The 13,535-nt window shown below is 40.3% G+C and carries 10 protein-coding genes, 1 tRNA gene and 1 riboswitch; of the genes, 3 read left to right on the forward strand and 8 right to left on the reverse strand.

What is annotated here, in order from left to right:
* Positions 1 to 213: 213 nt before the first annotated feature.
* On the reverse strand, positions 214 to 1,683 hold the full coding sequence (locus LKD20_RS09070; RefSeq protein ID WP_227721559.1) for a [FeFe] hydrogenase, group A: 1,470 nt from the start codon (positions 1,681 to 1,683) through the stop codon (positions 214 to 216).
* Between the two features lie 132 nt (positions 1,684 to 1,815).
* Entirely contained in the window at positions 1,816 to 3,822 is a 2,007-nt protein-coding gene (locus tag LKD20_RS09075) for an ABC-F family ATP-binding cassette domain-containing protein (RefSeq protein WP_227721560.1), read from the reverse strand.
* A 112-nt stretch (positions 3,823 to 3,934) separates the two neighbouring features.
* On the opposite strand from LKD20_RS09075, the gene LKD20_RS09080 reads away from it, so the two are divergent.
* Positions 3,935 to 4,255, forward strand: coding sequence for a hypothetical protein (locus LKD20_RS09080; protein ID WP_105089531.1), 321 nt, complete (start codon positions 3,935 to 3,937; stop codon positions 4,253 to 4,255).
* 161 nt (positions 4,256 to 4,416) lie between these two features.
* Here LKD20_RS09080 and LKD20_RS09085 read toward each other — a convergent pair whose 3' ends face one another.
* The 6 genes from LKD20_RS09085 to LKD20_RS09110 form a co-directional block, all read right to left on the reverse strand.
* Positions 4,417 to 5,571 carry an MGDG synthase family glycosyltransferase gene (locus LKD20_RS09085; protein ID WP_227721561.1) on the reverse strand — a complete coding sequence of 385 codons (1,155 nt, stop codon included), beginning with the start codon at positions 5,569 to 5,571 and terminating at the stop codon, positions 4,417 to 4,419.
* A gap of 82 nt (positions 5,572 to 5,653) precedes the next feature.
* A complete protein-coding gene (gene hbs / locus LKD20_RS09090) occupies positions 5,654 to 5,953 on the reverse strand; it encodes a non-specific DNA-binding protein Hbs (RefSeq protein ID WP_005385694.1) in 300 nt (99 codons plus the stop codon).
* A gap of 51 nt (positions 5,954 to 6,004) precedes the next feature.
* Positions 6,005 to 6,787: a nucleoside triphosphate pyrophosphohydrolase gene (mazG, locus tag LKD20_RS09095; RefSeq protein WP_227721562.1), complete on the reverse strand. Its 783-nt coding sequence runs from the start codon at positions 6,785 to 6,787 to the stop codon at positions 6,005 to 6,007.
* Positions 6,771 to 8,378 carry a putative polysaccharide biosynthesis protein gene (locus LKD20_RS09100; RefSeq protein ID WP_227721563.1) on the reverse strand — a complete coding sequence of 536 codons (1,608 nt, stop codon included), beginning with the start codon at positions 8,376 to 8,378 and terminating at the stop codon, positions 6,771 to 6,773. Before LKD20_RS09100 ends, mazG begins: the two co-directional genes overlap by 17 nt.
* Positions 8,375 to 11,671: a transcription-repair coupling factor gene (mfd, locus tag LKD20_RS09105; protein ID WP_227721564.1), complete on the reverse strand. Its 3,297-nt coding sequence runs from the start codon at positions 11,669 to 11,671 to the stop codon at positions 8,375 to 8,377. Before mfd ends, LKD20_RS09100 begins: the two co-directional genes overlap by 4 nt.
* 106 nt (positions 11,672 to 11,777) lie before the next feature.
* Positions 11,778 to 11,862: transfer RNA gene (locus LKD20_RS09110), tRNA-Leu, on the reverse strand.
* Positions 11,863 to 12,317: 455 nt separating this feature from the next.
* Positions 12,318 to 12,489, reverse strand: a riboswitch (cobalamin riboswitch).
* Positions 12,490 to 12,630: 141 nt separating this feature from the next.
* On the opposite strand from LKD20_RS09110, the gene LKD20_RS09115 reads away from it, so the two are divergent.
* Together LKD20_RS09115 and LKD20_RS09120 are read left to right on the forward strand one after the other, a co-directional pair.
* The gene (locus LKD20_RS09115) at positions 12,631 to 12,906 is read left to right on the forward strand and encodes a helix-turn-helix domain-containing protein (protein WP_227721565.1); all 276 of its coding nucleotides are present in this window, start codon (positions 12,631 to 12,633) and stop codon (positions 12,904 to 12,906) included.
* Positions 12,907 to 12,918: 12 nt separating this feature from the next.
* Complete coding sequence (locus LKD20_RS09120) at positions 12,919 to 13,362, forward strand: hypothetical protein (protein WP_005385689.1); 444 nt, start codon at positions 12,919 to 12,921, stop codon at positions 13,360 to 13,362.
* Positions 13,363 to 13,535 lie beyond the last annotated feature (173 nt).

Genomic DNA, 13,535 nt, shown 5'->3' on the forward strand with positions numbered 1-13,535 from the left:
CGTTGCCGCACCCGCATAGCGGGTGGTTTTATGATTCGCGACTACGTCGCGAACCAGTCTAAAGACAATAATAAAAAAGCAGATAGCTGATTAAAATATCAACTATCTGCCCTTTATCTTAAGCCATATATATGCTTTTATAGTATGTATCAACTAACTATAGTTAACTGTTACTATTACGGTTAATTCTTACTATTAACTATTTTCTAGCTATTAGTTATTAGCTTCCGCTGCTGCTTTAGCTGCTTCTGCTGCCTTTTTCAAGTTAGGCACAGATGTTGGGCATGTAGCAGGTGTACAAGCACCGTTAGGGCCTAAGTCTTCTGCACGGCTCACAAATGTTGTATGTAACATGTGATGTGCTTTATGGCTCATAGGTTTACCATCGAAGAACTCAGTATATAATTTTTGGATATCTGGATTATCACAAGCTGCTTTTACTTTTACTTCCGCATCACGAGTGTACAAGGAAGCAATACGAGCTTCACGAGCTTTATCAGCCATTGGTAATTTAACGCGTGGTTGACCACCACCACCGATACAGCCACCACGGCACGCCATTACTTCAATGAAGTCATAATGGATATTTTCTGCACGCATGCGTTCGATGAACTTACGCAAATTGCCTGTACCATGAACAGCCGCTACATGTAATGTTTTGTCCCCAATGACTACGTCTGCTTCACGAGCACCGTCCATACCACGAATTGCTTCGAATGGGATCAATGTTTGAGGTGCATCTTCACCAGTTGCTAATTTGTAAGCTGCACGCATAGCTGCTTCCATAACGCCACCAGTATTACCGAAGATGATACCACCACCAGATGCTTCACCCATCAATGGATCAAATGCAGAATCTTCTAATTCATCAAAGTTGATTTCTTCTGCACGTAACCATTTTGCAAGTTCACGTGTAGTAATACAGTAGTCTGTATCGCGCATTTCTGGTGCATCCCAGTATTCAGCAGAGGAGTTCATTTCGTCACGACGAATTTCGAATTTCTTAGCTGTACAAGGGGTTACTGCAACAGCAACGATTTGTTTTGCATCAATGCCCATTTTTTCAGCAAAATATGTTTTTTGTGTAGGCGCTTGCATTGCAATTGGACTCTTAGCAGTAGACAAGTTTGGCAAGAATTCTGGATAGAATGTTTCAGCAAATTTAACCCAAGCAGGGCAACAAGATGTGAATTGAGGCAATACGGAATCACTATTGATAACGCGTTCCAACAACTCAGATGCTTCCTCCATGATAGTCATGTCCGCACCAAAGTTTGTATCGAGAATATAGTCGCCACCTAATTTACGAAGAGCAGCTACCATTTTACCTTCTACGAATGTACCCGCATCAAGACCAAATTCTTCACCTAAGCCAACACGTACAGCAGGTGCAGTTTGGAATACAACGATTTTATTAGGGTCAGCAATAGCTGCTTTTACTTCATCAATTTCAGAGCGTTCATTGATGGAATCAAATGGACAAATAGATGCACATTGACCGCAATGAATACAAATTGGATGATCCCCATTTGTTGTTAAATCATAATAATCAAATACGCCCATGTCTACAGCACACGCTTTACGACATAAGGAGCAGTTTTTACATTTGGATAAATCTTGAACTAATGCAATATTGCCATCTTCAATTGGTACACGACGGTCTAAAAATTGGTACTTACTCATGAGTTCCTCCTACTTAGGTAACGTTGTTATCGTTAATCGATGAAATTATACTATACATTGTGATTTTTATCAATAAATTTACATGTAATTCCTTTGCATAACAGATATTAAAAAATCGCATGCTATAAGGAATTATAGGCGTTCTTCCAATTCCATCCACCGTTCTGTGAGCGCATCTATTTGGGATTGAGTCTCTTCTCGCTCAGCCATCAAGGATTGCATCTTCTCATAATCAGTAGCAACTTGACTAATCATGACATCGAGGCCCTTTACTAAATGCTCTAATTTAGGCAATTCCTCCATGATACTAGCATACTCCGCTTCTTCCGCTTTATTTAGCCCCTTCTTTGGTGCTTCTTTGAAAGTATCTCCCCCAGAAGTTGTAATGCTACTATCACTACCATCTGCTGAGTTTCCTAACGATGAATCATCACTAGCATTACTAGGTGCAGCCCCTTCCAATTTTTCATCTTTAGAAGTAACAGATGTACCTGTATTAGCCATATAAAATGGGCGCTTTCCAACGCTACTTTCATCTAAAGAATCCTTGTAATCAGAATAGGAGCCATGAACAATCTCAATATGACCATCACCACTGAACACAAAAAGTTTGTCCACAACGCGGTCTAAGAAATAACGATCGTGGCATACGGTGATAATGACACCACTAAAGGAGTCAAGGAAGTCCTCTAGTACCTCTAATGTAGGAATATCAAGATCATTGGTCGGTTCGTCTAGCAACAAAACATTAGGAGCGCTCATAAGCAATTTTAGTAGATACAACCGACGTCGTTCGCCACCTGAAAGTTTACGGATTGGCACACCATGTAGCTCAGGTGTAAATAGGAATCGTTCAAGAATCTGACCAGCACTCAATGTAGAGCCATCGCCCAACACCATATACGAATGGTCTTCCCGAATATAATCGAGAACACGCATATCTTCATCAAACTCTGGCAGTTCTTGTTTGAAGTGTGCAATGCGAACTGTCTCGCCTTTACCAATCGTACCGCTTGTAGGTTCATAGGTTCCATCAAGAATATTCATAAAGGTGGACTTGCCAACCCCATTAGGACCAACGATACCGATACGATCATGACGCACTACATGATAGGTAAAATCCTTAATCATAGGACGCTCACCAAAGTAGAATGCCAAATGTTCAATATCAAAGATGGTTTTCCCTAAACGCGTTTTTAAAGCAATAGGATCCATTTGATCCGGGCGTCGAATCTTCTCCATATTCTTAAGTTTTTCATAGCGGTCTAAACGAGCCTTTTGTTTTGTCGTTCTCGCCAACGCACCACGGCGTACCCATTCGATTTCTCGTTTTAAGAACTGACGACGCTTCTCTTCTGTAGCCGCCTCACGAGCCTCTCGATCAGCCTTTAAGGCAATAAACTCTTCGTAGTTGCCATCGTATTGATACATACGTCGATTCGATAATTCTAAAATCCCATTACATACAGAGTCGAGAAAATATCTATCATGGGTACTAATTAATAGTCCTCCTTGGCGAGCACTTAAATAAGACTCTAGCCAATCGATACTATCTTCATCTAAATGGTTTGTCGGTTCGTCTAGCAATAATAGATCACAAGGATATAATAATGCCTGCCCTAATGCAAGGCGACGCTTTTGACCACCAGATAACATAGCCACTTTTTGATTTACATCAGGAAAGCCTAATTTAGATAAAATAATACGAGCCTCTTGCTCCACTTGCCATCCATCTTGTTGATCCATCTGCTCCAAGGCATTCATGTAGTTACGAGATACTTTAGCATCCTCGCCACCAGTCTCTTGCATTTCGCGATATTCACGACTAATGCGCTCAAAGGATTGTACCATTCGTAAACGAGGATGATCACCATCAAGAACAGCTTCTAGTAATGTAGAATTCGGATCAAACTCAGGTGTTTGTGCTAAATAATGTATACTAGCCTTACCATTTCGCTCAATGGTCCCCTTATCAGGCTCCATTTGTCCTGCTAAGATTTTTAAGAAAGTAGACTTACCTGTCCCATTAATGCCCACAAGACCTAGTCGTTTTTCGGTGGTGAAAGTAATATTTACCTCCTTAAACAGCAGTCGTGTGCCATATGATTTTTCTATGTTTTGTAAACTAATAACGTTCATCGTATGCTCCTATTATGTCATTCTGATATTTATTATACTACACATTACCATTGACAGTAACAGGCCCCCTCAGTAGAATAAACGTAACGTATATATTCATGAGGAGGTCCACATGGCAGCAGATATCGTTTTAGACTTTTATGAAACTATCAACTTTGAACTTATCGATATCGATGGGTATGACACATTATTTACAGAGCTCTTGGAAGATGGCACCTATGCAACTGTGTCCGATGATGACGGTCATTTGCCAGAGGATTTAGAAACACCAATCGTATTCAATGTATACGACGATAATGACTCCTTCCAATGGAGTGTGACCCTCGATGATTCTTACCAACTAAAAGACTTGTTGGACAGTGCTGAAAGCACAGATGCATTCTTGGAAACACTTCAAAACATTCGACAAGAACATATTGAACAATACCAATAAAACAAAAGCGATGACCTATATAAGATCATCGCTTTTTTAATTTTATGATAGAACATATAACGTTGATATAGCATATAACGTTTATTGAACCAACATCGTTAATGAAACATATCGAGCTATATAGCTTTTACAATCACTATAATTCTGTAAATACTAAACTATTAACTGATAGATTGCTCTGCTTTCACTAATTCTACCGGCGTTTCAGCATCTAATATAGCTATAAGACTATTTACGATATTAGCCGCACCATCTACATGCCATTCACGAGCACGCTCAGACATTTGTTGAAGTCTTGGAGAGTTAATAAGAAGCGCGGTCACAACGTCTTCTAAGTTATGAATATCACGAGCCCAACGAGCACAACCTCGTTGTTCTAACAGCTCTGCATTGGCCTCTTCTTGCCCTGGGATGGCATTAAAGAATACCATAGGCAAACCAATAGTAACCGCTTCCATACATGTTAATGCACCAGGCTTTGTAACTAGCAAGGAAGACGACTTCATAAGTTCCGAAATATTCGTAGTATATCCGTATACAATGGTCTTAGTTCGCATAGATTCACTAAGGGTAACTAAGGATTCATAAAGAGATGTATTTTGACCGGCTACGACAGTAATTTCATCAATACCGTTTACTTCATCTAAATGTTTTAATGCCGTTTCTAGAGAACCTAAACCTAGGCCACCGCCCATAACGAGCACTTTTACCGGTTTCTCTAAGCTATATTCTTCAATAGCATCACGGAAGAAGGAGCGTCGTACAGGAATACCTGATACATGGATGCGTGATTTATCAATACCAGCTGCTACCATTTCATCTACCATCGATTCAGTAGCTACATAGTATGTATCAATTTGAGGGTATAGCCAAAATTGATGACTACTAAAGTCCGTCATGATAGCCACTAATGGTACATCGATATGTCCTTGGCGTTTTAAGATAGACGCTGCACCACATGGGAATGGATGCGTAAATACCATTACATCTGGCTCTTCTTGTTGTACCAATTTGAGCATGCGGCTTTTCAATAGGTATGATAATGCAGTTTGCATAATCGTACCTCGTTTTTCCCCTTTTGATACGCGATAAATCATATCATATAGCATCGGGAATACGTCAATCATCTTGATGTATGTGCCCTTGATCAAATGCTCTACAGACATGGTTTCTGTATCAAGAAAGTCCACATGAGTTATCGACGCTTGTGGTTCTTTCTCTTTCCAATATTCTTCTATGGCTCTGGCGGCCTGCATATGTCCTGTCCCAATAGAAGCGGACACGATGAGAACCTTCCGTGATCTTTCGTTATTCATAGTACACCCTTTCTCTGTGCATTATACCATAAATAGACGAAAAAAAGAGACCTCGAAAGGTCTCTTTCCAATCCATTAGGGATTATTTTTTGCGTTTTTTAGCTTTTGCAGCGTTAACTTGTTCTTTCAAACCTTTACCAGCTTTGAATGCAGGGGATTTGGAAGCTGCGATAGTGATAGTTTTACCGTTTTGTGGGTTACGGCCTTCACGAGCTGCGCGTTCACGAACTTCGAATGTACCGAAGCCGATAACTTGTACTTTACCGCCAGCAGCTAATTCTTCAGCAACTGTGTCAAATACAGCTTTTACCGCTTTTTCAGCGTCTTTTTTAGTTAATTCAGTTTTTTGTGCAACACTTGCGATTAATTCTGTTTTGTTCATGACAGAACCTCCTTAAAAATACTATACCTAAGAAGCATGCAAACCTCTAGGCTACTTTTCCTGCACTTTAGCCTCCTCCCAAAAAGCATCCAGCTCAGCTAATGAAAAGTCTTCCCATGAGCGATCGCTTTGGTTAACACAAGCTTCTACATGTAAAAAACGCTGTCGGAACTTTGTGTTTGTGCGATTTAGTGCATTTTCACCGCTTATTTTATACCATCTTAATAGATTAATCAAGGAAAAAAGCACATCTCCCGCTTCTTTTTCCATATTTTCTCTATCTTCTTGGGCAATAGCTTCCTTAAATTCACCCATTTCTTCGGAAACTTTCGCCCAAACTGGATCGAGCTCATCCCAGTCAAAACCTAGCTTTGCAGCCTTTTCTTGTAGTTTGTAAGCCGCTACTAATGCAGGTAAACCTTTGGACACACCATCTAATACGGATTTTTGTATATTTTTCTTTTCTTGTGCCTTTAATTCATCCCAACTGTATGATTTTTCATTATTTTCAGGGTCAAAAACATGGGGATGACGACGAATCATCTTTTCCGTCACATCGTGAATTACATCTTCTAATGTAAATTGACCGGCTTCCTCAGCTAATTGACTGTGAAAGACAACTTGTAATAACACATCACCTAGTTCTTCACGAAGATTTGGCATATCTTTATTATCGATAGCATCTACTACTTCGTAGGTTTCTTCGATGAAATATCGACGCAACGACTCATGAGTCTGTTTTTGATCCCAAGGACAACCATTCGGAGCACGCAAAGCTTTTACCACATCCACTAATGGTTGTACCGATATGGGCTTATCAGTATTGTTCTTCATATAGCTTAGCCTCCTCCTTATCTCGGCGAGCTTGCAAGCGCTTACCTATAACTGGGAAATGATACATATCGGTTTTTACAACGGCCTTTGTTAACCATAAGGATAAACCATATACAAATACCGCTACAATAATAGCTGCTGCTACGGCACCACCGTTACCGAACAGTTCTACAGTCGTCACATACACCACCTGTGTAGCACCGCCCATAGCCATAGCAGATACCACAATTTTTAATAGCTCTAATTTATTCAGTACGGATCCTACATATTTTTTAACAAATATATAGTTTATGAGTGCAGCAATGGCAAAGTTTAAATTCGTTGCCCATGCGGCACCATTAATGCCAAGTTCAATAGTACCTGTCAATTGATAGTCTAAGAATGTCTTAGCCAATAAGCCGATAAAAATGGCTACCATAGGAATAACAGTTCTACCTAAGCCCTGCAAAATGCCTGCTGTAATCTGTTGCCACCCTAAGAATATAATACTCAAGCTGATAACAGCAATAACAGGACCAGCGTGAGGCGTTGCATATATCAATTTAGATATAGGTGTCGCTAATACACAGAGCCCAATGCAGGCCGGTATAGTGAACATATTGGCAATCTTAATGGCTGTGCCGGCGCGCTGTACAATGCGGTGTACATCACCTTGGGCATGTGCCTCAGATACGGCTGGTACAAGGCTAGCCGCTAAGGATGTAGTCAAAATGATAGGCAACCCTATCAACGATGTAGCCATCCCTGTAAGATAGCCAAATTGTGTTGTCGCTTCATTGAGGTAATACCCGATATCCATCAATCTCTTAGGGACGATAAATGTATCGATAAGAGATACCATAGGCAACATAATATTAGCCATTGAAACTGGTATAGCCAAGCTAAATAGTCGTTTGACTACAGAGCTATTGCTTTCACCAATAGCATTTGGATTCTGCTGCGCCAACATTTGCGTCCGCACACGACGCTGACGATAGTAAAAGTAAATCAATACAAGCAATCCAGCTAATACACCGGGGAATGTAGCAAAGGTTGCACCACCAGCCGCCAAGTGTAGACCTCTATCAATGAAATAATAGGCTAAGCCCACCATAGAGGATACGCGGAAAATTTGTTCAAAAACTTGGCTAGTTCCCGTAGGCACCATGTATTGGAAGCCTTGGAAGTAACCTCTGAAGCAGCTCAAAATCGTAACGACGAAGATAGCTGGCGATAATAACTGAATAGCTAAGAGCGCCCGAGGATCTGTAATAATATGGGTATCTATGAGCCACTGTGCACTGCCGTATAAGGCTACACTAAATACAAGACCTAATAGTGTTAACACCTTTAACGATACGGAAAATACTTGTTGTACGCCCCGCATATCATCATTAGCTAGCTTTTCCGCAATCATAATAGATATGGCCACAGGGATGCCTGCCGCGGAAATACTAACGATAATTTGATAAATCGGATAGGCCATCATATATAGGCCAATCCCTTCACCACCGAGAACGCGTGCAATAAGGACTTTACTGAAAGCCCCAATAACCTTAACGATAATTCCAGCTAAGGTTAAAATCATAGCGCCCTTTAAAAATCGATTCATAGGCCCTCCTTAGACGATGATTTCTGGCTCAAAGCCTTCATCACCGCTTCCGTAATGGTCAAAATAGAACCTTTCATGCCATTGAGGCTCACATATAATGTAGCCGGCTTGGTATCTGCGAACTTCATCTTCTTCCAGAGATCTTCCCGTACAGCCCCCATATCCCAGTCGGCCATCTTGGAATCATCATGCCAATGAATGGTAAGTTGTTGATCTCTACGTACGATACTTTTAATGCCCAGTAATCGAGCTTGTTCTTTAATTTGAGCAATGCGCAACAAACGGTCTACCGGATCGGTTGGCGTACCGAAGCGATCGATGAGTTCATCAGTCATATCGTCAAGCTGTTCTTTCGATTTGATATGTAACAATCGTTGATATACAGAAATCTTACGGGCACTATCTTTGATATATGCATCGTCGATAAAAGCATCTACCTCTAAGTCGATTGCTGGGTCAATGGATACTTCCCGTTCAACCTCTTTATTTTGAGCCTTAGCAATGGCTTCTTCTAACATACTTACGTACATACCAAAGCCGACGGATGCGATATTACCATGTTGTTGTGAACCTAATAGATTACCAGCACCGCGAATTTCTAAATCGCGCATAGCTAATTTAAAACCAGCGCCGAGCTCTGTGAACTCTTCAATAGCTTTTAAACGCTTTTCAGCAGCCTCTGAAAGCATTTTATCAGGGCGATACATAAAGTATGCATAGGCCCGTCTACGAGAACGTCCTACGCGGCCACGCATTTGATATAGCTGAGATAAGCCTAAGCGATCCGCATCATAAATGATGATTGTATTCGCATTTGGTATATCTAGACCGGTTTCAATGATACTAGTAGACAATAATACATCATAATGGCCTTCATAGAAATCAGTCATGATTTCCTCAATTTGACGGCCTGTCATTTGACCATGAGCAATAGCGTAACGTAACCCAGGCAAGGCCTCTTCTAATAACTCACCCATGTGATTAATGGATGCTACGCGGTTATATACAAAATAAACCTGACCACCACGCGCCAATTCGCGCTTGATCGCATCGGCCACGAGGTTCATATCATATTCCACTACATAGGTTTGAACCGGCAAACGTTCTTCTGGAGGCGTGTTGATAACGGACATTTCTCGAACACCAACGAGGGACATGTGTAATGTCCGAGGAATTGGGGTCGCACTCAAGGTGAGCACATCAATATTATTAGCCCACTCTTTCCATTTTTCCTTTTGAGCTACCCCGAAACGTTGTTCCTCATCTACAACGAGCATACCTAAATCTTTGAAGACAACCTTCTTATTGAGCAAGGAATGTGTGCCGATAAGAACATCAATGGATCCATCTTCAACGCCTTTTAGAACTTGTTTTTTCTCAGCTGTACTGCGGAAACGATTGAGTACATCTACCTTGACCCCAAATGGAGCAAAGCGGTTCAAGAAGGTTTGGAAATGTTGCTGTGCCAAAACAGTAGTTGGAACAAGTACCGCTACTTGTTTGCCGCTCATAACAGCCTTAAAGATGGCACGCATGGCCACCTCTGTTTTACCAAAGCCTACGTCACCTGCTAGCAAACGGTCCATAGGAACTGGTTTTTCCATGGATGCCTTTATTTCTGCTGTTGCTTGTAATTGATCTTCCGTTTCTTCATAAGGAAATGCATCTTCAAATTCCTGCTGCCATGGTTGGTCAGGCAAGAATGCAAAGCCTTGCGTTATTTCACGCTGTGCATAGAGTTCAACTAACTTATCTGCTAAATCATCAATAGATTTCTTTGCCTTTGTAACAACCTTAGCCCAGTCACGGCCACCCATTTTATTGATGCGCGGCACATCCCCTTCATTACCAATATACTTTTGTAATTGATCTAAATTGTTGGCGGGTAAGAATAGTTTATCTGATCCCGCATAGTCAATTTCAATATAATCCCGATGAATCCCTTCTGTTTCTATCGTTTTAAGACCAATATACTTACCAATACCGTGCATACTATGTACAACATAGTCACCAGGTGTTAAATCGGTGAAATAATTAATTTCTTGGCCCTTTTTAGGCTTGTTCCGAAGTTTGCGTTTTTGCTGTCCGTAAATATTACCTTCAACGACCACAACGAGATGGCTATTAGGCAATTCAAAGCCATCGGTCAATAAACCTTGTAAGATAACTACCGTATTAGGCTTTGCAATCCACTCCGCACTATGAACAAAGGCAATACCTTCCCCTTCAAGAGCACGTTCAATCCCTTCTCTTCGTTGTTGGTTATTTAATACCAATACAACTTGATGGTTTAAACGATGCCATTGTTTAATCTCATCAGTTAATAAAGGAATTTGACGCTCAAAGCTCGTCATCGTCTTGCCTTGAATACCAATTGGGGTAAATCCAGCTAAGCCGATAGAACGTTGTTGCATAAATGTGAAAGCTACTTGATTCGTCGCTTCTACAGTACGTTGCAATTCACTCCAGTCACAATGATTTTTACGATGTGTTGGATCCTCCTTGAGGAATTTCTTTAATGCTTCCTGAATACGACCAGGCTCATCGTAAATGAGGGTGCCTTCTTTCACATATGATAATAAGGTGCAATCTGCATCACTTTTACCAAGAAAGAAAGGTGTCACTGTATAAGAATCAATTTGTTCAATGGAACGTTGGTTCTCCACAGAGAAGAACCGCAACGTATCAATTTCATCCCCAAAGAACTCAATACGTATCGGGTGTTCACTATTAACAGGATATATGTCTAAAATATCCCCGCGCACGGCAAAATGACCACGTTGTTCCACCTGGTCTACACGTTCATATCCAATTGTAACGAGCTGTTCAAGAGCTGTATCGCGTTCAATCGTATCATTCAAAGAGAAATGCAACGATTGTCCTTTTAAATATTGTGGAGATACCACATACTGTGTAACCTCTTCAGCATTCGCTATGACTACGGCAGGTTCTTGCCATGCAAGCAATGCTAAGGCACGCATTTGAGCCCCTTGGTCCTCAAGGCTACGAGCAATCGTTGTAAAGTCCACATGATCTGTTATAGGAAATGATAGGACAGGAATATTAGGCCAGAAAAAGGCTAAATCCCGTTCCCACATCTCTTTATGGTCCTTATCATGGACTACGATAACTACAGGCTTTGTAAGACCCATAGAAAAAGCTTGGTTTAAGAGGAAACTCTTTTGAGATCCACTAAGGCCATATATGACTGACTTTCCTTTCCGCTGAAATGCGTTTAGCCCATCCACAAAGGATGGGTTCTGTGAAAGCAGCTGTGTTAATGTATTATCCATACTGCACCATATAGTATTACTATGATTACTTAAATTAATAGTTCTAACCCATTTATTATAACATTTTTGGGCAAAAAAAATAGCACCTCTAAAGGTGCAATAAAGTTGGTGCGGGAGAAGGGACTTGAACCCCCACGCCGTAAGGCGCCAGATCCTAAGTCTGGTGCGTCTGCCAATTCCGCCACTCCCGCGTCTCAACTGAAATAATAATATCATGTATAGAATTCATCGTCAATCATTTTTTTAGAATTAACTTAAATTTCATGTATCCCCTAAAAATAAAAATTCTATTATATAGGTTAGCTATACACATTAGAAGTACTAGACATTAACAGGAGAATCAGAAAATGAAAAAGAGACTGACCCAGAATCCGAACTACTAGAATCCTGGGTCAGCCTCTTTTTTAGGATGATGATGAATAAATGCATGCCCTACATTTACCATAAAATATATTAACAGTCATAACACATGTCATGCTGGTAATACCAAGAAGGTATTATTCACCATGACCATGCCATCGACATTAAGGTCTTTCGAATACAATTTAAATCATCTCTGATAAAAATCGTATAGAACTAAAAAATCCTTTTTACGGGTACGTAAAAAGGAGCTACTAACTTCTCCTCCCTATCTCTCGTAGGTCAAATGGTGAATGTTGAATAGGCAGTTCTCCTGACTCGGCGTCATCGCTCATCTAGCCTTCCCAGTTTCCCAGTGACTTAATTTAGACTCGCTCAACCATACAGTGGCGGGACCGTGCTGGCATTTAACCAGCTTCTCTATTATGCTTTTCAGCACCTATTCCCAAATATGATGTTTTCTATGAGTTAATATTAACACCACTATCGTATTAAGTCAATTTATTTTTGTAATTTAATTTATTCATCTTTTATTCATCTATTGCCATATATGATATTTTTAATTACAATATAAAGGTATCTAAAAATAGGAGGAATCTATGTATATCGGAGATTTCATTAAAGAATATCGCGAAGCTAATGGTGTATCCATCGAAGATTTTGCGAACAAAGCAAGCTTAACAGTTACTGAAATTGAAGCATTAGAAAAAAACGTACAAGAAGATGGTACTGTAGTGCCTGTTGCAATGCGCCAGATCAAAGGTATTGCAGCAGCTATGAATGTACCAATGCCTGTAGTCATGGCTCAGATTCCTTCTGATCAAGAATTAGTTGTACATGTGGTTGCTGAATCCGATCAGCCACATGCGAAGTAATAAGGAGAATACATGAAGCGTAGTTTATTAATTGCAGCGGCTTTCACAATCTTAGGTATCCTCCCCTCTCAAGCAGTTAATATTGCTGATTTAGAGAATGCCAGAGGTTATGCCTACTTATATCGTATGAATGGCCAAAATTATTACGCAGAGCAACGCGTTAAGGTCATCGCAGGAGAAGGTAATAAATTTGAAATTGTAGCCCGTACATATAGTCACCAAGGTGCTCAATATTATATGACAGAGTATATAAATCATTATTACTTTGATCAAGATGCCGATACGATTCAATGGGTTCAAGAACAACGTAATATCATTGATGCCCGTACAGGCAGAGTATTACGTGAGGAAAAACGACCTAAAGCTAAATTAATTACCTTAAAACCAGATACATATGGTTATATGCAAGCTATCTACTGGAGAGATCTTGCTGTGGCTGCAGGACAGCTAAAATAAGGTAAAGCACTTAAGCCATAATCTAATTAGATTTAAATTATAAAAACTAAAAGACTCTACACAATTATGTGTAGAGTCTTTTTAATAGATAAATGGTGGCTTATAGGACAAAAAGTGTTGCTATTTCAGTCCCAAAGATTGGTAAATAGGCGATCATAATTATGTAAATCACT

The sequence above is a fragment of the Veillonella fallax genome (assembly GCF_020687175.1).
In the GTDB taxonomy this organism is placed as follows: Bacteria; Bacillota; Negativicutes; order Veillonellales; family Veillonellaceae; genus Veillonella; species Veillonella fallax.